The organism is Microbacterium dauci, from assembly GCF_030065535.1.
In the GTDB taxonomy this organism is placed as follows: Bacteria; Actinomycetota; Actinomycetes; order Actinomycetales; family Microbacteriaceae; genus Microbacterium; species Microbacterium dauci.
In genome coordinates this window covers 423,608-443,678 of the sequence record NZ_JASJND010000001.1, presented here as the reverse complement: position 1 = coordinate 443,678, position 20,071 = coordinate 423,608, and the positions used below count along the sequence as shown (strand labels likewise).

Annotated in this window: 23 protein-coding genes; 5 read left to right on the top strand and 18 right to left on the bottom strand. The window is 67.4% G+C overall.

Annotated features, from left to right (window positions below; translation table 11 throughout):
- Positions 1–376: 376 nt before the first annotated feature.
- Positions 377–610, bottom strand: a complete 234-nt coding sequence (locus QNI14_RS02210) for a DUF3263 domain-containing protein (RefSeq protein WP_283714553.1) — start codon at positions 608–610, stop codon at positions 377–379.
- Positions 611–927: 317 nt separating this feature from the next.
- On the opposite strand from QNI14_RS02210, the gene QNI14_RS02205 reads away from it, so the two are divergent.
- Positions 928–1,314: a hypothetical protein gene (locus QNI14_RS02205; protein ID WP_283714552.1), complete on the top strand. Its 387-nt coding sequence runs from the start codon at positions 928–930 to the stop codon at positions 1,312–1,314.
- 189 nt (positions 1,315–1,503) lie between these two features.
- Here QNI14_RS02205 and QNI14_RS02200 read toward each other — a convergent pair whose 3' ends face one another.
- Positions 1,504–2,103: a hypothetical protein gene (locus QNI14_RS02200; RefSeq protein ID WP_283714551.1), complete on the bottom strand. Its 600-nt coding sequence runs from the start codon at positions 2,101–2,103 to the stop codon at positions 1,504–1,506.
- Between the two features lie 74 nt (positions 2,104–2,177).
- Here QNI14_RS02200 and QNI14_RS02195 point away from each other — a divergent pair, with 74 nt between their 5' ends.
- On the top strand, positions 2,178–2,486 hold the full coding sequence (locus QNI14_RS02195; protein ID WP_283714550.1) for a hypothetical protein: 309 nt from the start codon (positions 2,178–2,180) through the stop codon (positions 2,484–2,486).
- Positions 2,487–2,536: 50 nt separating this feature from the next.
- Here QNI14_RS02195 and QNI14_RS02190 read toward each other — a convergent pair whose 3' ends face one another.
- The 3 genes from QNI14_RS02190 to QNI14_RS02180 form a co-directional block, all read right to left on the bottom strand.
- Complete coding sequence (locus QNI14_RS02190; RefSeq protein WP_283714549.1) at positions 2,537–3,439, bottom strand: DNA adenine methylase; 903 nt, start codon at positions 3,437–3,439, stop codon at positions 2,537–2,539.
- Complete coding sequence (locus tag QNI14_RS02185) at positions 3,436–4,791, bottom strand: ParB/Srx family N-terminal domain-containing protein (RefSeq protein ID WP_283714548.1); 1,356 nt, start codon at positions 4,789–4,791, stop codon at positions 3,436–3,438. Before QNI14_RS02185 ends, QNI14_RS02190 begins: the two co-directional genes overlap by 4 nt.
- A 103-nt stretch (positions 4,792–4,894) precedes the next feature.
- Positions 4,895–5,833 carry a tyrosine-type recombinase/integrase gene (locus QNI14_RS02180; RefSeq protein ID WP_283714547.1) on the bottom strand — a complete coding sequence of 313 codons (939 nt, stop codon included), beginning with the start codon at positions 5,831–5,833 and terminating at the stop codon, positions 4,895–4,897.
- A 206-nt stretch (positions 5,834–6,039) separates the two neighbouring features.
- Between QNI14_RS02180 and QNI14_RS02175 the strand changes: the two genes are divergently transcribed.
- A complete protein-coding gene (locus tag QNI14_RS02175; RefSeq protein WP_283714546.1) occupies positions 6,040–6,960 on the top strand; it encodes an SGNH/GDSL hydrolase family protein in 921 nt (306 codons plus the stop codon).
- 577 nt (positions 6,961–7,537) lie between these two features.
- Here QNI14_RS02175 and QNI14_RS02170 read toward each other — a convergent pair.
- Genes QNI14_RS02170 through QNI14_RS02130 form a run of 9 tightly spaced genes read right to left on the bottom strand, consistent with a single transcriptional unit; the run spans position 7,538 to position 14,205 of the window.
- Positions 7,538–9,004, bottom strand: a complete 1,467-nt coding sequence (locus tag QNI14_RS02170) for an SGNH/GDSL hydrolase family protein (RefSeq protein ID WP_283714545.1) — start codon at positions 9,002–9,004, stop codon at positions 7,538–7,540.
- Positions 9,001–9,642 (bottom strand): hypothetical protein, encoded by a 642-nt coding sequence (locus tag QNI14_RS02165; protein ID WP_283714544.1) that lies wholly within the window; start codon positions 9,640–9,642, stop codon positions 9,001–9,003. The genes QNI14_RS02170 and QNI14_RS02165 overlap by 4 nt, the downstream gene beginning before the upstream one ends.
- Positions 9,643–9,654: 12 nt before the next feature.
- Complete coding sequence (locus QNI14_RS02160) at positions 9,655–10,326, bottom strand: hypothetical protein (RefSeq protein WP_283714543.1); 672 nt, start codon at positions 10,324–10,326, stop codon at positions 9,655–9,657.
- Entirely contained in the window at positions 10,323–11,762 is a 1,440-nt protein-coding gene (locus tag QNI14_RS02155; protein WP_283714542.1) for an SGNH/GDSL hydrolase family protein, read from the bottom strand. The genes QNI14_RS02160 and QNI14_RS02155 overlap by 4 nt, the downstream gene beginning before the upstream one ends.
- Positions 11,762–12,223 (bottom strand): hypothetical protein, encoded by a 462-nt coding sequence (locus QNI14_RS02150; protein WP_283714541.1) that lies wholly within the window; start codon positions 12,221–12,223, stop codon positions 11,762–11,764. The genes QNI14_RS02155 and QNI14_RS02150 overlap by 1 nt, the downstream gene beginning before the upstream one ends.
- A gap of 3 nt (positions 12,224–12,226) precedes the next feature.
- Entirely contained in the window at positions 12,227–12,529 is a 303-nt protein-coding gene (locus tag QNI14_RS02145) for a hypothetical protein (protein ID WP_283714540.1), read from the bottom strand.
- A 13-nt stretch (positions 12,530–12,542) separates the two neighbouring features.
- On the bottom strand, positions 12,543–12,911 hold the full coding sequence (locus QNI14_RS02140; RefSeq protein WP_283714539.1) for a hypothetical protein: 369 nt from the start codon (positions 12,909–12,911) through the stop codon (positions 12,543–12,545).
- On the bottom strand, positions 12,908–13,378 hold the full coding sequence (locus QNI14_RS02135) for a hypothetical protein (RefSeq protein ID WP_283714538.1): 471 nt from the start codon (positions 13,376–13,378) through the stop codon (positions 12,908–12,910). The genes QNI14_RS02140 and QNI14_RS02135 overlap by 4 nt, the downstream gene beginning before the upstream one ends.
- A complete protein-coding gene (locus QNI14_RS02130; RefSeq protein WP_283714537.1) occupies positions 13,375–14,205 on the bottom strand; it encodes a M23 family metallopeptidase in 831 nt (276 codons plus the stop codon). Before QNI14_RS02130 ends, QNI14_RS02135 begins: the two co-directional genes overlap by 4 nt.
- 58 nt (positions 14,206–14,263) lie before the next feature.
- Here QNI14_RS02130 and QNI14_RS02125 point away from each other — a divergent pair, with 58 nt between their 5' ends.
- The gene (locus tag QNI14_RS02125; protein WP_283714536.1) at positions 14,264–14,452 is read left to right on the top strand and encodes a hypothetical protein; all 189 of its coding nucleotides are present in this window, start codon (positions 14,264–14,266) and stop codon (positions 14,450–14,452) included.
- Positions 14,449–14,841, top strand: coding sequence for a DUF732 domain-containing protein (locus tag QNI14_RS02120; RefSeq protein WP_283714535.1), 393 nt, complete (start codon positions 14,449–14,451; stop codon positions 14,839–14,841). The genes QNI14_RS02125 and QNI14_RS02120 overlap by 4 nt, the downstream gene beginning before the upstream one ends.
- Here QNI14_RS02120 and QNI14_RS02115 read toward each other — a convergent pair.
- The 4 genes from QNI14_RS02115 to QNI14_RS02100 are packed head-to-tail and all read right to left on the bottom strand — an operon-like array spanning position 14,838 to position 20,069.
- Positions 14,838–15,500 carry a hypothetical protein gene (locus QNI14_RS02115; protein ID WP_283714534.1) on the bottom strand — a complete coding sequence of 221 codons (663 nt, stop codon included), beginning with the start codon at positions 15,498–15,500 and terminating at the stop codon, positions 14,838–14,840. The genes QNI14_RS02120 and QNI14_RS02115 overlap by 4 nt on opposite strands.
- Before the next feature lies 1 nt (position 15,501).
- The gene (locus QNI14_RS02110; RefSeq protein ID WP_283714533.1) at positions 15,502–16,575 is read right to left on the bottom strand and encodes a hypothetical protein; all 1,074 of its coding nucleotides are present in this window, start codon (positions 16,573–16,575) and stop codon (positions 15,502–15,504) included.
- Positions 16,576–16,583: 8 nt separating this feature from the next.
- Positions 16,584–17,375, bottom strand: a complete 792-nt coding sequence (locus QNI14_RS02105) for a hypothetical protein (protein ID WP_283714532.1) — start codon at positions 17,373–17,375, stop codon at positions 16,584–16,586.
- Positions 17,376–17,387: 12 nt separating this feature from the next.
- The gene (locus QNI14_RS02100; protein WP_283714531.1) at positions 17,388–20,069 is read right to left on the bottom strand and encodes a phage tail tape measure protein; all 2,682 of its coding nucleotides are present in this window, start codon (positions 20,067–20,069) and stop codon (positions 17,388–17,390) included.
- Positions 20,070–20,071 lie beyond the last annotated feature (2 nt).

The window sequence follows — 20,071 nt, the reverse complement described above, 5'->3', positions numbered from 1 at the left end:
GGACATGGAGTTCTCACGCCGATGGGATGACGGACGTGCCCTCCGCCCACGCGTCGATAGTCGGTCTCGGCGATCTGCACCGTCCAGACCGCGGTCACGAGAGAGGCCCGAATCCGCAGAGTCTTGCGGTTCCGGGCCTCTCACCGGCCGTTTCGGGCCGGAGTCAGAAACTCGAGACTAGAAGTCCCAGTCGTCGTCCTCGGTGGCCACGGCCTTGCCGATGACGTAGGACGAGCCCGAGCCGCTGAAGAAGTCGTGGTTCTCAACCCGGCCGCACAGCCTCGGAGTCACCCCTGAAATTCCGCGCTTTTCGTATCCGTTCACACCCGATTGACGCCCTAGGAATCCGGGAAACTGTAGTCAAAATGTAGTCACGTCACGATGCCAGACGAGCCCGACGTCGCCCTTCCGTCTGGTCCTGCCGGCGGCGGAGCCGGTGCACGAGGACGGGGTCGTGCTTCACGGCGTCGAGGGTGTCGATGAACCGTCCGAGGCGCTGGTAGTAGCGTGCAGGCGTCATGCCGAGCTCGGTCCGGATCGTCTCTTCCTTCACACCGGTGTGGCGCTCGTGGGTGGCTTCGAAGGTGAGGAGCTCGAGGTCGGTGGGCATCCCGTGAGTCTGCCCGCGGGGTCCGACATCGACCTGCGGCTGCCGGTTCCGCTACTGTCTCGCTCATGGGGTTGATGGATGAAGGTGGGGAACTGGCGCGAACTTTGGCCGCGAAGGCGGCGGCGAGGGCCGAAGAAGAAGCACGCCGGAAGGAAGCGAGCCACCTACCGCGCGTCGCGGAGTGGAGCATCGAGCTCGCTGAAGCGCTGGAAGGGCGGGGCATTCAGAAGACGCCGATCTACCTCCAAGGCCCTGAGTCTGAGGTAACGGACCTTTCGCCTCGAGGGTTCGACCACGTCTACGATCACGTGCGCACCATGCGTCTCGAACTCATCGACTTCATGTGGCCGCTTCGCGGCTGGCACCACGTGGGCGAGCGGGGGTGGCGCTCCATTAATGTGCTCCTACAGCCCAACGGTGCGCTATGGGACGGAGAGCAGCTCCAGTACGTCTACGACGTCAGATCGCACCCGAAGGTCGGATGGGGTGCGTACTTCCGCTCAGCTTTCAGCGCGCTCCCCGACGTCCCTGCCGGGCAGGCTGACCCGTTCTTCATCACGAAGGACCGCCTCGTCAACCGGAACGTGGACGCACTGCGCGAGAACGTCGGATTGCCGATCGCCACCGCGATTCAGGACGGAGAGCCTCGCCGCGAGCTCACATGGATCATCGGTCAGAGGCTGCCGCAGCTCATCGACGACTGACAGGCAGGTGCACTCAACCTCCGCGGATGCCAGGTAGATCATCCCCGCCAGGATGCTCCACCCAGGGGACGTCGATGCGTGTCCCGTCCCACCCGCACTCGTAGCCGCCGTCGACCTCACGCATGACCGTGCCGCACGACGGGCAGGACGGCTGCGCGGCGTCGTCGAACTCGTCAGGAGGGATCGGGGTCACCTGCCGAACCACCGCCGCCGTCGGACCGGGTGGGTCGGTGGTTCCGAAGCCTCAAGAGCGGGTGAGGGTGTGGCCGAGGCTGGTGAGACACGCTCAGCTTTCTCGAGCTCGACGAGGAGATTCACGACCTGTGACCGAAGGTAGGAGCCGAAGTCGTGAGCGACGGGGTCCTCGTCGGGTACGGTCCAGTGGAGCACCGCGCCGTCTGCGGTGAAGGACCAGTCTTTAGACCCTGCTGGCGTGGGGCCGAAGTAGAGGGTCTCGTTGACCTTGCCCACAAGATTCTGGACGCGACGCCGACCGCCGCGAGAGTTTCCGTCGATCGCGACATGGAGGTCGCCCTCGACGCTGAGGAAGAACGCCGGAGCATAGCCACGACCCGTTGGGAGAAGAGGCCACCCGGTCACCCCGGATACCTGCTCTGTTGGCGTGCCACGCGCGATGAGCTCGTCCCGCGTTTCCGTGAGGAGAGGCGAGACGTGCTGAGCAAAGAGAAGGCGGCGCTGCTCCATGCCCGAAACCGCCTCGATCCTGCGGGCGTTCTCGCTACCCACGCGCCGTGCAACATCGTCATCAAGCTCATCCCACATCCCCATGCGCCGAGCGTAGCGGTGACTCGGTGTCGGCGTATCCTGGCAGTCTTTCGGCCGGAGGAAGGGGACACCGGCCGATGGGATCGAACAGGCGCTACGCGGACGCCGTCGACCGGCGCATGGACGAACGCATCCTGCAGGGCATCGCCTGCAAGGGGGCGCTGCAGTCGCTCACGGTCGCCGAGCTGCGCCTCGACGATCGCCCGCTCACGGTGGACCCGCGGCCTCGTCGGAAGGTGAAGGCGTGGGTCCGGTTCGGTGAAACCCCGGTCCGGGTCGACGCGGTCGCCGCGCGGTGGACGCCGGACGCCGTCGGGATCGTGTTCACCATCGACGACGTGCAGCACCGGTGCTGGGTGTGGGTCGGCGCGATCGATGAAACCTAAGAACGCATCGACATCGCCTGAGCGTAGGTGGAGTCTCGTCCCCCCGGCGCTCAGGCAAGCGCGCGACGTTTTGCGATGTCTACCTCTCGGCTGGTCACGCCGCCGGGCAGAAGTTCCGGGATCACAAGGTCCTCGGAGAAGAACATGATCTCGGCCCCCTTGGAGCGCTTCGCAGCTGCCGAGTACGTGAGGCCGTACCGGATCGCGGCGGCGTCCGGGTATAGAGCAGTGATCTCCGGGCGCGCGTCGTAGGAGACGATCCAGGGGTGCGCGAGCGCTGAAACCGCTGTCGCGATCTCGGCGTGGTCAGCGGCGTCGTAGAAGTTGTCGTACAGCCCCTCGCCCTTTTCGAAGTAAGGCGGGTCGAGGTACAGGAAAGCGGCATCGACGTCCGGATCGTTCCATCGCTTCACGTACTCAACGGCATCCTCATTGCTGAGAGTAACGCGCCCCCGGTGCCGACCCAGCTTCCGGATCCGGTCGATGAGAGCGGGCTTGTTGTAGCGAGCGTCAATCTTCCAGGGGCCGGACTGGTCGGATCCACCGATCGCACCCCCTCCGATGATGCCTGAGCGGTTAGTGCGATTCAGGAAGAAGGTGGCGAAGCCGAGCTCGATCCCACTGGCCGTCGATGAGTTGAGAATCACACGTTGTTCGTGCCACACGTCCATCGTCACAGGAGTGTTCTCGATCAGAGCGCAGAGCTCGTCGGTTCGCGTGAGTGCGCTGGACCAGAACGCGTGGATCCCGGGGTTCAGATCGTTGATGAATGCACGATCGGCGTAACCCTCATACAACAACGTGAGCGCCACTGACGCCCCGCCCGCGTATGGCTCGACATAGTCGCTGCCTACGAGTTCGTTGTCGATCATGAGCATCTTGACGAAGTTCGCGATCTTCCCCTTTCCGCCCGGGTACCGTAGCGGCGACGGGTATCGAGACAGTTGAGTCATTTCCAGATCGCTTCCAAGAATGGCTGCAGCTCGTCCCAGGAGAGCCTGAGCTCGCTCGGCTTGGGGAAGGAGTAGCTGTTGTGCACGTACTGATTCAGGGTAGTCAGTCCGGCAGCGAGCCCGTGCGTTGAGTTCGCGATCTGATCGACCGTTTTGTGCAGTTGAGGGGGTATGGCAGACGCCGCCAGGAGATGCGCGTTCGCTTCCTTCAGTCGCTTGGCGAGAGGCAGATTTCGCCGAACCTCCTCGGTCATCAGCGCGTGCCGCACGATGTAGTCATCGACCGACAGCTCGACGAACACTCGGAAGAGGACCGAGCCCGCGTTGGGGGCTTGGTCAGCGTTCAACGTAACGAGCTCGTTGTAGATGCTGTTCAAACGCTGGGGGGTCGGGTTGATCTTTGCGTCACTGGCGGCCACTGAGGTCCGGGCAGGCTTGGCCTTGACGGTCTTCTTCGGCTTCGACTTCGGTGCGACCGGGGTCGTCTTCCCTTTCGGCAGGTCTGAGAGCCGGGATGCTGCCTTCAGCTTCGTTGCCGGGTCTGGTAGTTCTGCCGATGTGAAGCTCTTGAGGTACTCCTCGCGCTGCTTCTGGTCATAGAGGTCGGGCACACGCTTGCGTCGGGTGCGGAGATCATCGACGATCTTCCGAAGCCCTCTGGCGACCTGCTCGACTGGGTAATGAGAGACAAGCTCACCATCCACGACGTCGAGCCCGAGCTTGGCGCGGGTGTCGCTGGACTTGAGTAGACGCTGCAAAGTTGTGGAGATACGTGTCTTGAGCTCACTCGGCCCGTCGAGCTCGTCGATGAACTCGAGGACCTGACCCGAGTAGGACCGCGAGCCGACCGCGCCGTGTCGAGCTAGGAACCGGTCCTTCTCGTCGGAGTCCCACTCGACGAGACCAGCGCCTTCTTGCGCACCTCCATGTCGGCTGATCACGAAGGCGATCGCATCAGCCTCCTCGGCGGGCTCGTAGAGCGCGCACCCAACTTCCTCGATGGGTTTGGCCATAAACCTGGCAGACAGGCTCAGAAGCTTCTTGAAGTCACCGGTCGATAGGGCGGACTGGACAATCGTCGGTGTCTCCAACGCTTTCAGCGCGAGCGTTCGGCGATTACCCTCCAGCACGACATAGCTCTGCTTCTTGTCGCCGGTGGCCACGACAGTGAAGGGCTGAGCGATGTCCAACCCGCGATCTACGATGCTCTCGGCGAGGCGAACGAGACGGCGCCCCTGCTGCTGGGCCAGGGCGTGAATAGTTGCCTGTTGACTCGACTGCTCCTCGCCGAGGCGAGCGTTCTTCTGATCGAGCAGCAGGTCACTGACAGGAATTGGGCTCAAGCGTGGCATCGATTCAGTCCCCCCGGATTTGCTGATGCGTTTGGTCGAGACCCTACAAGACGAAGCGACCCCAGCGCCGCTCCGTGAGGAGGGACACCGGGGGCGTCGTCGTTCAGCCGGCGATCGCGAACATCGCACCGACCTGGTGGTTGGCGTGCTTCGCGAGGTTCTCACGGGTGTGGTCGTAGCCCATCGTCGTGCGAGGGTCGGCGTGGCGGAGTGCGCGCTGCATCTGTTCGAGCGTCACGTTGCCGTGCGCGAGTCCGTTCGTCGCGTACGTGTGGCGGAGGGCGTGCGGGGTGATCCGCTTCGGGAGCCCGGCGGCGCGGAGCGCGTTCGTGAGGACCGTCTGCACCGCAGCACGTGAGAGCGGCGTGCCGCCCCACTCGTACTCGCACTCGGGCTGCAGCAGCAGGTGCCCGGTCGCGCGGCCGCCGGCGGCGCGCTCCATCCGCTGCAGCGCCTCGGGTGGGATCGGCATCGTGAACGGCTTGTCGCCCTTCCCCACGCCCCGCAACACTCGCATCCCGTTTACGACGTCGCGGAAGTCCTCGACCTGCACGGCGAGGGCCTCGGAGACGCGGAGGCCCATCGTCATCATCATGTGGATCACCGCGGCCGCGGCGGGGTGCTGCTCGTCGACGGCGCGGAGGACGAGCATCGCCTCGACGAGGGTGAGGTACTTCGTGCGGGCGCCGTCGCGCCACGACTTCGGGAGCTTGATGTGCGCTGCCGGCGACCGGCGGATTCTCTCGTCAATCTCGGCGAGTTTGTAGAAGCCGCGCACGATGGTGAGGCGCTGCGAGACCGTCGCGGGCGAGTTGCCGCGAACCTCTTCGAGGTGCCGGCCGTACGCCTCCACGTCCATGCGCGTGACGTCGCGGAGCGGTTCGAGGCCCTCCTCGGCGCACCAGTCGAAGAAGAGGCGCAGGGCGAGGTCGTAGAGCTCGCGGGTGCGTCCCGTGTAGCGGATGAGGAACCCGCGGGCGGCGAGGCGGGTCTCGGCGGAGATCTCCACCGGGCGGGCAGGGGTCAGCGGTACAGTGCTCATGGTCGTTCCAGCTCTCTTCTGGTTCGGCTTAGCCCTCGTCGAGTTGCAGCTCGGCGGGGGCGCTCCCATCTTCGGGAGCCTTGAGCGTACGACGCACCAACGACAAAAGCACCCCCTCCCCAGCCGTGAGATGGCTGAGAAGGGGGTGCTTCATCGTTCCGAGATAACCGGGCTAGACGTGCGATTGCCGGTAACACGGTGCCCATATGATCGAGCGCATGGGGAAACGCCGCCGCCGCCGGTACGGCGGACCGAATCAAGGAGCGCGCCTGACCGCGCTTATTGCGGTAGCTGTTGTCGGGGTTCTCGTCGTCGTCCTGGCCGCGATGGCGCTGAACCGTGAAACCGACGTTCCGACCGCCGCTGGCTACACACCGAAGCCTCAACCCACGCCTGTCGATCGCAGCTGGCCTACGGCGGTGTTCATCGGCGACTCCTACACGGTCGGGGCCGGCGGGGCTAAGGGGGGCTTCGTGAAGACGGTGGCCCGATCTCAGAAGTGGGCCGCGGTCAATCTGGGGCGAGGTGGCACCGGCTACACGGACAACCCCACGCAGACCCAGGAGAACGCGAAGAACGCTTGTGGCCGCGACTACTGCGAGTCCTTCCGCGAAATCATCCCTCTAGCGCTCAAAGAATCACCCGACATCGTCGTTGTCAGCGGAGGACGAGTGAACTCCAAGACAACCCCGGCGACCGTCGACAGCGCAGTGCAGGATGTCTTCGCGTCGATTCGTGAGGCGTTACCTAACGCACGCATCATCGCCATCTCGCCTTTGTGGGACAGCCGCGAACCGCCCGAAGGGCTGCAGGCCGTCGCGCGTAGCGTCAAGGAGCACGTCGAGGCGGTCGGCGGCGAGTACCTCGACGTCGGTCAACCCTTGGGCGGGCACCCCGAGATGGTCGCCGCCGACCTCGTCCATCCGAATGACGACGGCTACAGCGCGATCGCGAGCGCTGTAGTCGCCGCCCTCGGGGGCCGAGGATTAAGCCGGCAGCATCGCCCAGGCCGCCTTCATGGCGGCGATATGCGCCGTCCGCTCGCTCTCGGTGAGCACCTTTGGCCAGACGTTGACCTCCGCGATGTCGGCCGTTCCGGACTGGGCGCTGCCAGATCCGATCTGTAGCGCGCTCGCGTAACTGGAGTTGATCGCGCCGATGGTTCCCGCGTCCGCCGTGATCGTGCTGTTGATGGCGAGGCGCGAGGCGGTCGCGGTCGGGTCGAGCAGCATGAACGCGACGACGTAATCGTCGATGTACGTGCGCGTGACCTGGCCGGTCGCAGTGTCGCCTGCGTTGCGGGCGGAGAGCGAGAAGGTGCCGTCCGTGGCTCTGGCTAGCCGGTAGCCGCCGCCCTGCGCCATGATGAACGACGGGCGCGTCGCCTTCGTGACCACGGCGACCGTGGTCGGCTGACCAAGCGTGACCGAACCAGAGAGTGAGCGGTCGGTGGACGGACCCCACCGAAGCACCTTCTCACCGGACACTTCTGCGATCGTCGGCGACACGGTGTTCGCGCCAGCGACGAGATCAAGCGACCCGATCAGGTCGGGAACGGCCGTCACGGTGTCACCGATGGTCGCGCCGTAGCCGGGCACATAGCGGTGCGTTGCCCCGGCGACGCCGTTGTCGTGCACCGGGTCGGGGATCACGGGGCCGGTTCCGGGGCCGGTGCTCGGGATGAGGATGCGAAGTCCGGGCATGTCAGATTCCTCTCGCGGTGCGGACGAGTTCGATGAAGCGGTTCGCGGCGGCGTACCCGGCCGCGTTCGGGTGAAGACCGTCACCGGTGAACGATGTTGGCGTAAGTGCATTGTCGATGTCGGCGATGTCCTGGCTCGTCTTCGTCACGCCAGCGGCGGTGAACGCCGCATCCGATTGGAGCCACGCATTCCAGTCCGCCCAGTCCTGCGGCGCGAGATCTCGGAGTGCGTTGTTCAGGATGACGAGGTTCGCCTTCCCGTCTGCTGTGGCGTCCGCACGCGGTACAACAGGCAGAAGGATGACCTTCCCTCCGTCGCGCTTCGCGCGGTCGATCATCTTCGAGTAGCGGGCCAGGATCTTCTCCAGTGGCTGCCGAAAGGCGTCGGCGCTCGACGGCCCGAGATCGTTGCGGGGGCCGAGCAAGATCGTCAGGGCACGGGAGGGGCGGTCGCGCGGCACCATCGGCGTGCCGGGAGCGCACGGGATCGCGCCCGTTCCGTTCTGCTGGGCGAGCGTGTATGTCGTGCTGCCGCTCACCGTCACTCCCGTCAGCGTGCACAGCGCGCCGCCGATCACGACGGTTCGGGTGCGGGTGCTGTCGTTCACGGTGAGCAGCGGGTTCAGGGCGGTGCCGTCCGGCTCTGTGATCGAGGTGACAACGACGGTGCCTGACGCGGGAATGCTGTTGCCCGTCACGGTCACGTAGGCGGGCACTCCGCCCTGTCGTGCTGCGATGGCCGGGGATCGCTGCCCTCCGATGCCCTCGAATGACACCGTGCGCGCCGTTGCCGCGCTCAATCCGGCTGCGTACGCACCCCAGTTCTCTGCCACGGAGTCGCCGACCACCTGGCTGGCGAGCGTCTCGGCGGGAGCTTCGCCGAGATCCGGGTAGAACGAGCCATCCGCGCGTTGCCCGAACGCGACCTCGCCGTCTCGGTACGCGAACGCCCACCGCCAGCCGGTGCTCAGGTCGAGAGTCGAGAACGAAACGATCGGGGTCTCCGGGTCATCCTCGACGGCGAACTCGACAGCATCGGCTTCGATCCACTCTGACCGGACCAGGCCAGCGTCGGACTGCGCGAGGTCGGCGGCTGCTTGGGCAACAGTGGGGTCATCAGCAATCACGGCCGCGACCTGACCAGGCACCCGCTCGTCGACGATCTGCTCTGTCGTGGCCTCTAGTGCAGGCGGCGTGAGGTGCGCCGGGGTCTGCGATTCCGACAGCTTCCCGTCCTCGTCGAGCTGCGCGGTCCCGCCCGGCTCGCCCGGTGCGACGGATGCCGCGGCCTCGACCGCTTCGGTGCGTGCCTGCTCGGCTTCGCCCTTCGCGGTGTTCACATCGGTGACCGCCTGCTCGACCGTGCCGACGGCGTCGAGGACGGCCTGCGGGGTGTACTTGTCGGGGAACCGGCGGGTGTCAGGGTCGAGCAGCGGGACGCCACCAGACACAGGGGTCGGGTCGCTCATGCGATACCTCCAATGGGCAGGTCGATCGAGGTGCCGTCCGCGTTGAGCATGAAGGCGGGGAACGTGAGGATGAGGGCGTCGGGGTCGTCGGGGTCGATGGTCGCGGTGAGGGTGCGGGTACGGATCTCCGTCAGCGCGTCGGTCGCCTCGGTGGCGGCATCCGTCGCGGTGCCCGCAGCGGCCGTCGCGGTTCCCGCCGCCCCGACTGCGTCGGCCTTCGCCTTGAGCGTGTCCTGGTAGACCCGCTCGTTCACCACGAACTCGACGTCCGGGGCCGGGGTGAGGGGCACCACCGTTGACAAGTCGAGGGGGTGGTCGGCGTCGTGCTCGGCGGTGACGACCGCGGTGAACGCGTGCTTGTGGATGAACTTGATGCCGTCGATCTTCGGCGTCACCCGGTAGTGACCCGCCACAACCCGCACCGGCCCAGCAGGGTCACCCTCACGGACGAGCTCGCCGTTGACGAGGCGGAGTTCTTCGCCGGCGTCAGCGACCGTGCGGGACGGGTTCGACACCGGACGCACCGGGCGGACCGGGACGATCAGCACCGTCCCCGACGCGGGCACCTCGGCCTCGCCGTCCCCGCCGATCGCGCGGACGAACGACCACGTCACGTAGCCGTACAGCAGATCAGCCATACCCGCCCCCGATCAGTCGGTGATGACGCGCTCGACGAAGAACTTCGTCAGCGCGAACGTGGACCCGGTGCCGGGCTCGAAGCCGACGAACCCGCCCGACGGGTGCGCGGCATCCGAGATCTCCTCGACGTCGTAGTCGTTCACAAACAAGGTGAGCGTCGAGCCGATCGCGCGGATCGAGACACGGTCCCCGAGCTGCACCGCGTGCGACGCGCCGAGGGTGGTGTTGGTGCCGGATCGGCGCACGAGCTGCACCCGCAGGACACCGCCCGTGCGGGTCAGCTGCAGGCGGTACCCGTTGCGGGTGCCGGACGCGCCGGCGGCGAGGTTGCCGCGCACGTCGAGGTACACGGACGACCCGTCGGCGGGGCCGGCGAGGATCGTGAACCCGGCCTCCACGTCCTCGTTCGCGACCGCGATCGTCGCGCGCCCGGACCCAGCTTCCGCGCCCTTGACCATCGCGCCGCCGGCGACGGCGATCGCGTTGGCGACGTTCGCGACCCACTGCAGGTCCGCCGCGCCGCCCCACCCGGCGTCGAGGACGCGACCGTTGATGTCGGCCGCGTTCGACCCGGTGAACAGGTCCGACGCGAGCGGTTCGACCACGGCGGGTGCGAGAGGGCGTGCGCCGGGGTTGTCGAGCGGGAGCGCGGAGTCGATGAGGGTCCAGTCGGCGGTGCTCATGAGGCGAACCTTTCAGAGAGGGTCGAGTAGCGGCGGAGGTGACGGCCCATGAACCGGGCCTGCAGGCGGTGGCCGAGCGCGTTCAGGTGCACCGACGTCGGCGAGGAACGGAACGACGGCGGCACACGCCCCGCAGCCACCGCGGCGTTGTCGTCGCTGGTGGGAGTGAACCCGGGCTGGAACATCACCGCGTCCGCGAGCGCCTGTGTGGAGGCGAGGTACTTGCGGACGGGGATGAAGCGGACGCCGAGCTGGGCGTGCAGCCACTCCTCCATCTCGTCGATGTAGTCGTAGATGATCCCGGCCGCTGCGGGGTTCCCCGTGTACTGAGAGCTGGTGCCCTCGGTGAGGCCCCGGTCGAGGAGCCCCCACGAGAACACCTCGCCCGCCTGTGCGGTGAAGTACTCGAGGTACCGGTCCTTCACGTCCTGGATGACGGTGGTGCCCGCGACGATCCCGGGTTCGTCGTTCACGCCGGCGGAGATGAGGCGGATGCCTCGGCGGAACGGTTTCCCGATCGTGACTTGCACCTCGACCGTGGTCGCGGCGACCGCGCCGGAGAGTCCGGTCGGGGTGAACGCGACCGTGGTCTGCCCGGTGCGGGTGATGGTGCCGGGAATGATCCCACCACCGGGCACGTATACGTCCACGCTTGCGGGGGCGGGCACGTCGTTCCCGGTTCCGTAGTACGGGGACGCGTCGAGCGTGAGGGTGACGCTGCCGGTCGCGGGGATGCTGCCACCGGTGACCGTGGCGGTCGCGATGAACGTGCCCGCCATCGCACCGATGTCGGCGGCACGGTTCCCCGAGACGCCGTGGTTCGTGACCGGGATGCCGAGGTCCGTCTGCAGCCAGGTTGTCCACCGCTCCTCGACCTGGTTTGCCAGGTCGGCGCCCTGCGTTGTCGAGTCACCGTCGCCGAGGATCTCCGCGAGGACCGTGTCCGTCCCGCCGCCGACGAGCTGCCCGTCCCAGTACTTCAGGAGACCGTCCGCACGGTCGATGTACATCAGCACCCGACCGCCCGCAGCCCACAGGTGCGTCCACGGGTAACGTGCGCCAGCACGCCGCGACGCACCCACCGAGCCGACGTCGGAGATCCGCTTCCCGAACGCCCGAGCCGTGTCGGTGTCGAGCATGCCGTCCGAACGGCGCCACGCCGCCAGCACACGGCGACGGGCAGCGAGGATCAGCGCCTTCCCATTGCGGGGCGACACAGGGTACGCGCCGACGAGGAGATCCTTCTCGTCGATCTGGTCGTCGACAGCGGCGGATGCCGCAGCGATCACCGTCGGGTTGGACGAGATGATCCCGGCTGCGACGGGCGTGATGACCTCGACGACCGCTTCGCGGGAGTGCGAGCTCTCCTCGCGGATGTTGTCCGCGGTGGTCTCGTCGGCGGCGCCGTCGAACTCCGCAACCTTCTTCAGGACCATCAGGTCAGCGCCCCTTCCGGCATCCAAACCTCAAGCTTCTTGCCCGAGGTGTCGATGTAGATCACGTTGTCCAGCCACGCCGGCGGCGGACCGTAGCCGCGGAGGATGACGCCCGACAGCTCCGGCCGCTCGAGGAGCTCACCGACAGAACCACCCGCGGCTGGGACGCGGAGCTTCCCCGGGACCTCCGCGCGCCCCGCGATGCGCTCCCCCAGGACCGGGTGCGTGTCGAACCACTCGATCCGGATCCGGTACCACGCGTCGCCGAGGACGTTCGTGGTCTGCGCGAGGTTCGCCGAGATCTCACCCTCAGCATCAGGCGTCTCAGATACCGCGCGCTCCGGGTAGAGCCGGTCGGGCCCCACGAACGACCCGGACGGCACGAACCAGATCAGTAGCTGCGCCGACGCGGGGATCGTCGTGCCGAGGATCGTGCGGACGTTCGCCGTGACGACCGGCATGCGTCAGCCCTTGAGTTCGGAGCGCGGCACCGAGCCGAGCCCGAAGCGCGCGAGGAACGCGTTCACCCCAGGCACCGCCATCACGCGGGCGACGAGACCCATCGCGACCGCGGTGACCGCGACGACGCCGTTGAGGATCAGGAACACGACCGGCGACACGGTGATGCTGGTCTGCTCGGTGAGGTAGCCGGCGACGGCCGCGGCGACGCCGTTGGCGAGCGGGATCAGGACTACGAGGGCCTGCACGATCGTGCGGAGCACGCGCTGCGTCTTGTGCCAGATCGGGGGGACGGTGACTTCGTTCATGGTGACCTCCGGGTCAAGTTGTGGGATTCTGCGGGCGCCGCAGCCACGTCGGCGGGATGGTGTCTTCGATCAAGGCGATGTCGGAAGGGTCGAGATCGGGGCCGTGGTCGGAGGGCCACTGACGGGCGATCGCACGGAGAATGCGCGCGAACGCGGACGACTTGAGTCGGTCCTTCTCGGTGAGTTCCCGCACCGTCGTCTTCAGCGTCTCGATCTCGGTCCACGCGCCCTCGAGCTGTTTCGCCACGCGGGCGTCGATCCGCGCATCGAGCGCGGTCTTCGCGTCTGCCCGGGTCTTCCCCCGTGTGGCGATCACGGTCAGGACGGTTCCGGCGAACACGAGGATGATTCCGACGAGGCCGATCATCTCCTGGGGCGTCATGCCGCGCCCTCCTCGGGGTCGCTCTCACCGCGGCGTTCCTTGATCTCCTCACCGAGGAGAGTCAGACGGAACAGCGGCAGTGGGATGCCGAGCGCGATGACAAACGCGACGAAGCCGGCGGCCGGGTCGGGATTTGTTCGGAAGACGGCCACAGCGAACGCGTAAGCGCCGAGGAGCGCCATCAGCGTGACCTTGCCCCCGATCTCAACCTTCCACAGTCCGGGGAACGCCACCCCGAGGAAGCACACGGTCGCGACTGCGGCGAGCAAGATGCCCATCACGTCGATGACCTGTTCCTCGAGCAGCGAGTGCAAGAGCGGGGACCCGAACGCCGCCGCCCACAGCCCCGCGCCCACCGCTATGCCGTCGTAGATGGGCAGCCACACTCGTTTGAGGGAGCGGTACTTGAACTCGTCGGGCGGGATCGCGTCAGGATGCCAGATCGACGCACGCCACAGACGCTTCACGACGCGAGCCGCTTCGCGAGTTCCTTCGCGACCGCCGCCGGGAGGCTCGCCTTCAGCTCGTCAGCGAGCTCATCGAGCTGCTCCCCGGTCGGCGCCGCCCCGAGCTCGAGCGCGCCGACACGGCGCTGCACGGCGAGGAGGACGGCGTACATCTTCCCGTGATGCCAACTCCCGGTCTTCCCGATCCGGACGGACTCCCAGACACCGTTGAGCATGCCGCCGAACGACCGTTTACTGGCGTTGTTCTTCGAACCCCAGACGGCGTCGCCCGCTTCGGCCTTCACTCCGGCCGCCACAGCGTCCGCGATGAACTTCTTGTCGGCGTCGTTCAGTGGCATGTCGTCCTCCTCGTTGGAGCCCGCGCTCGCGGGCGTGCCTGGCAGGTGCTTCTTGCGGTAGATGTCGGGGTCGACGCGGACGCCGTTGATCCATAGCTCCTCGTGGAGGTGGACCTGCCCGCCCGTCTCGCCGGTCGCGCCCATCTGGCCGATGTAGTCGCCGGCCTCCACGGTCTGGCCGACCTTCACGGCGATCGACCCGGTGAGCAGGTGATTCAGCGCGGCGACGATCTTCACGCCCGTCGCAGGCACCGTGATCTCGACGCGGTTGCCCCAGCCTCTGTTGTTCCCGCCGGAGGAGTAGATCCGTGTGACCTTGCCTCCGGCCGGGGCAACGACGCGGCGCGACCGAGTGACATCGCTCACCCGCCACTTCCAGTCCTTCCCCTGGTGAGGGCGGGACGGGCTGTACGGGTAGGTCGTCGTGTTCCCGAACTCGAGGCCGGGGTCAGTGCTCGCGAACGGTGCCGGGGAGATCAGCAGGGTCATCGAATCTCCTCAGATTGGGTGTATCGCGAGATACAGGCGGTGGTGTATCGTCCGATACATGACGGAGCGAGACGAGCTGGACGTGATCGCGAAGCGCCTGCAGCGCGCACGAGCGAACGTCGACGCCGTCACCGCAGAAGCTCGCGAAGCAGCACTGCGTGCGCTCGCGGCGGGGACCTCCGAAGTCCTTGTGTCGCAGAAGCTCGGCGTCACACGGATGACGGTTCGACGATGGGTGGGGAAATGATGAAGCGTTCAGCAGCCGTTCTGGGGACGGTGCTCCTGGCCGTGATGCTCGCGGGATGCGCGGGACCGGTCGAAGGTACGGCTCCCGAGGGCGACGTCGAGATCAGCGCGGAAGCGACCGAGGGGCTTGTCGCCGAGACGCCCGAGGTTGAGACCGGCGAGCAGGCCTTCCTCGACGAGGTGCGCGCCAACCTGCGCCCCGAAAACGTGATCCCCAACGCGACTGACGAGCAGCTGCTCGATGCTGGCGAGCAGGCTTGCGAAGCGATCGCGAATGGCGCGGACACCTCGACCTTGTCGCTGATCGATGGTGAGTCGACCGACGTGTCGGGCTACTACCCCGACAGCGCGACGATCATCGTCGCCGCTCGTCAGGCGCTCTGCGACTAGGGGATCACCTTCCGGAGCACGTTGCTCGCATCCCAGAACGCGGCTCCCAGGAACGACCCGCCTGGCGCATCCCCGATTGGTGTGGTCGGGAGATTCGTGAAACGGGCGGGCCCGTCGACAATCACCTCGCCATCGCGCGTCGCGACCTTCACGCCGGGCGCGGAGAGCGATGCCTCGACGCCGTTCACGATGACGCGGAACGAGCCGAGCTCAAGGATCGCGCCGAACTCACCCTCCGCCGTGAGCGTCGCGCCGCCGACGGTGATGCGCGCCTGACCACCGACGGACTCGATGACGATCGGGGATGCCCCGCCGATGGTGATCTTGTTCTCTTCGATCGTGACGTTCGCCGCGTTCAGGGCGCCGTCCTGGATCGTGATGCTGCCGCCGGCGCGGACGATCATGCTGCCGAACAGGTCGATGAGGTTCTGCACCTCGAGGATGCCGAGACCCGCGATCCGGACGCGGCCGATCACGTCGAGCAGGCCGACGATCAGCTCCGATCCAAAGACTCGGAGCCCCTCGTCCGACATGATGTCGAAGTTGCCCTCGGTGACCGTGGAGTACCCGATGGGCGCCTGCGTGAGGAGCTGGTGGACGAGGTCCTTGAGCTCAGCGAGCCTCTCCCAGACGAGGTCGTAACGAGGATCGTTCGCCACGTCAGGCCTCCACAGTCTCGATGGTGTACGTCTCCCCCATGCCGCCAGAGAACCCCACGACACGAACGCTCGAGGTGGTGTCCTCCCAGAGCTGGTCTTCGGAGTGGATATTGATGATCGAACCGACCCGGAGGTCGGCCGGACTGAGAAGGCTCGCCTTGACCGTGAGCGGCCGGCGAGTCATGGTGCGGAGCGCGTTGAGGCGTCCGCGCGCCTGCGCGGAAAGACGGCCGACGTCCGGCTCGGTCTTGTTCCAGAAGATCGTGTCGCGGGCGAGACCGGCCGATACCGGATTCGCTGCCGACCCGACCCGCATGCCTTCGTCGGAACCCTTGCCCGGCAGGTGAACGCCGGTTGCGGTGGCTTTGCCATGCATCCCGAACCCTGCGTCGTCCGCGGCGGACTCGTCGGCGTCCAGGAACACGTCGAACGTCGGTCCGGTGAGCGTCCCGACGCGCTGAACGCGGGTGAGCTTCCCAGCCTGCAGCATCGGGCGGAGGTCCATCTGAGGACCGTCGTCGCGCACGGTGAGGTCCTTGATGATCGCCGCGGCGGTCTGGAACTGGTGGAACTTCCACCGCTTCGAGAACGACCCCGAACCGACGGCCGGGAGCTGAACCGGGATCGGCCATGCCGCCGAGATCGGATCGAGGTACGCGCGCTGCAGCACCTCGACGACCGCACCCGCGATCGAGACACCCGAGACCGCGAACTCGCCGCTCGGGACGTAACCGCCGCCGCCTGTCGACGGACCGACGCCGTGCATCCAGCGACGGTCGAGGATCGTCGGGATCCACGAGTGCGTCACCGTGACGATGTGCCGGCGCCGATCGTACGTCGGAGCGTCGGTGATGAAGCCCTCAGCGATCGGGACCCCGTCCCACAGGAACAGCAGGATCCGGTCGTACCAGCGGGTCAGGAGGTCACGCCACTGGGAGCGCGAGTACTTGTCGTGCAGGATGATCCCCGCGCGCCGCTCCCCGCCGTCCCCGTGCCCCCACGAGGATCCGGGTGCGAGCTCCACTTCGGCGAGGCGGTCACCGGACTGCGTCTCACGAACCTCAGCAGTGAGCACGGCGCCTCCTAGATGTACGTGTCGAACTCCACGGCGGAGATCTGCCCGGACCCAGAGACCGGGTCGAGGGTGATTGTGCGGAGATGGCCGGCGGGGATGGCGATGCGTTCGGCCTTGCTGACCGCGCCGGGCTGCGCGACGCCGTTGCGGAGCAGGATCCGGTCGCGCATGTCGACGGTGTGCGTCTGCCCTGGTGCGAGCGCCTGCTCGACGACGTACTCGAAGCCGGCGGCGGTGAGCTGGTACCCGCCGGGCATGTTCCCAGTGATCGTGATGATGGGGAGGGTGTGGAAGTTGCCACGGTTCTCGAGGGTGATCGCGGATGCCGGTCCGATAAGTCCGCGAGACGCGCCGTACACACGCTGCGATGGTGCGCGGAACCGGATCGTGAAGTCGGCGAACCCGGTTGACCCGCGCCGTCGTGCGGGCGCGTTCGTGCCGCGCCGGACGAGGGTACTGAATCGCTCACCGAACTCGAGCCAGTCGAACGGCCCCACATCGTTCCGCTCGGCGAGCGCGCCGGACAGTGCGATGAGGAGTCGTCCGAGTTCCCACATCGTGCGGCCGTAGGCGAAACCGGTGAGGGTGATGATTCGGGGGCCGGTGCGGTCGTTGGGGAGGTCAAGTTCCCCGTCGCTGTACCGGCCCCCAGACGCGAGCTGCTCGTAGCTGGTCGAACCGCCGAGGATCAGTCCCTCGACGCCGGTCACGTAGTAGCCCGGCTGGTGGTCGAAGTCGCGGCCAACGAAAGTGAGGCCGGCGACGTCGGCAACGAACGAGCTATCCGGGGGGACGAGCATCGGCGTGACCTCCTACAGTGCGGACCCGTAGGTCTGCTCGAAGTACTCCCGGATGAGCGAGATGATCTCCTGCGCGGAGATCCCCGGTGGCAGCTGGAACACGTTCCGGATGTCGGTGCGCCCACCCGGTGCCTGCGGTGCCGCGACGGTCATGCCGCCATCCGCCATCATCTGGAACCCGGGCATCCGCCGGATCGTCTCCGCGAGGAGCGCGATGGAGCGTGCGGAACCGTCGAGCGGGATGAACGCCTCGGGAACGTCGCCGCGGTCGCCGACGACCCGCCAGGAGCTCGGCGGGACCATCTGCGCTACAGGGTCCATCCCGCGAAGCCCGCCCTGGGCCATGAACTCGACGATCGCGCCGTTGGCGAACGTGCCGCCACCTTTCCGCGACCGGTTGCTGTCCCCGCCGCTGGAGGTGGGGAACGCGTCCGCGATCGTGCTGGCCGCCTTGATCGCGTCGAGCGCGGCACGCAACGCGGTGATCTTCGCCCACGCGGCATCCGTGTCGACGTCGACCTCAGTCGTCACGATGCCGGGGAGCTCCGCGTACTTCTCGACGAGCCGCGCCGCTTCCTCCTTGGTGAGACCGGCCTGCACCGCCTGGTCGTACAGCGCGGTCGTGGCATCCGAGATCCGCGATCGCATCGCATCCGTCGACTCGCCGGCAGCGAGCGCCGCGTCGTACTCCTCGCGGAGTGCTCGTGCCGCGTCGCGGACCTGCTCGTTGACGGTGCCCTGTTCGGAGCCGATGCGTTCGATGTTCTCGGCGAGGCGGAGTGATGCGTCGTTGAGGAACGCGTCCGCGACGAGCGGGTCCGCGAACTCGCGGAGTCGGTCGCGGGCTTCGGCGATCTTGTCGGAGACCTTGTCGGTGGAGCTGTCGACGTCGCGGAACGCGTTGGCGACGTCGAGGAGCCCGTCGGCAGCGTCGCCCTGCTGCATCCAGCGTGCGACTTCGGAGAAGCCCTGGATGATGTCGGCAAGCGGGCCGGACACGAACACGCCGAACCCGTCGGACATGGTCTCCGCGGAGTCCAGTGCGCCGGCGGCGAGGTCGACGAAGAACTGCAGCAGCGGGCCGCGGTTCGCGGACACCCAGTCAGCGAAGTCACCGATGGGCTCGGCGAGCGCGGTGGCGAGTGCGCCTTGGATGCCGGCGGCGGCGACGTCGATGTTGCGCTGGGCCTGCTCGATCTTGGTCTGGTCATTGCTGGCCAGGGTGTCAAACATGCGCTGCGCGGATCCGGTGACACCGTCGAGCTGCTTGACCGCGGTGGTCAGGTCCATCGCGAACAGGGCGTCGCCGAGGTCCTCAGCCTTGGTGCCGAAGAGCTCGACGGCGGCCGCGTTGCGGACCACGGGGTCCTCGGTCTCGCGGAGCTTGTCAAGGACGAGCTGCAGCCCCTCACGGGCGGAGTCACCGCCCCGTGCGATGCGGGCGGTCATGTCCTCGGCGTCCAGGCCGAGCCGCTTGTAGCCGTTCGCGGATGCCTCGGAGGCGTCCGTCGCGCGGATCTGGAACTCCTTGAGCGCGTCGGCGGCGACGTCGCTGTTGCGGGCGCCGGCGGCGAGGCTCTGGTTCAGGAGGCCGAGCATCTGCGGCCCGTCGAGGCCGAGCTTGCGGAGCACGGACGGGTATTCGGTGAAGGTGTCGAGGAGGTCTTCGCCACGGTTCACACCGTTGCGGGCGCCGGCGGCGATGATGTCGAACGCGTCCTGCGCGGAGCGCGCCATGTCGGTGCGGAGCAGCGTGGTGACGGCGGTCGCGACGGGGCGGACGTCCTCTTCGAGGATGTCGGCGATGCCGGCGAGTCCCTGGATCGTGGCCTGCGCGTCGCGGGTCGTGGCGTCCCGGTCGATGATCCCGAACTGCACGCCGATGCGGGCGGTGTTCATGTTCGCTTCGATCGACTCGCCGAACACGTTCGTGTACGCCTCGCCGGCGGCGCGGCCGATCCGACCCGCCTGGTCCGGGCTGAGACCGGTGAGCGCCTCAAGGCGGTCGCTGCGCCCCTCGACGGCGAGGCCAGCTTCCACGGCGCCGCTGATCGCCTTGCCGATCGCGACACCGGCGAGCACGATGCCACCCGCGATCGGGATCGCGGCGAGCGCGGAGACGAGGGTCTGCTCGACCTCTCCCCCGACGACCTGCCCGACCTTCTCCCCCGCGCCGCGGGTCGCGGAGTCCAGGCCCTGCGAGAGCGACCGACCACCCTGCGTGCCGGCGTCCTCGGTCTCCCGGCGGAACAGCGACACGAACCGCTTCAGGGCGGACTCCGCCGGGGTCGGGTCGACGTCCACCTCGACCTGCTCGCGTGCGGCGGTCAGGCCGGAGAGGTGGCGCTCGAGCTTCTGCAGCGCCGCCTCGGCGCGCTTCACGTCGGCGCCGACGTCGAGACCACCGAGCGCCCGGACCTGCAGGTTCTCGAGCCGCGCCTTCGTGCGCTCGATGCCCTTCTCGGCGCGGGTGATGTCCGCGTCGAGCTGCAGCTTCGCGGCCTGCGAAACGAGCTTCTTCGCAGCACCCTCGACTCGGTCCATCGACGCGAGCGCACCCTTGGCGTCCGCGTCGACCTTGAACGGGTTCTTCTCGATCCGCTCGCCGGTGCCCTTGATGGTGCGCTCGGCCTTGGCGACCTGGTCGGTGTTGGCGGTGACGAGGACCTCGACCTCAGCGGCGCGAAGAGCCATCG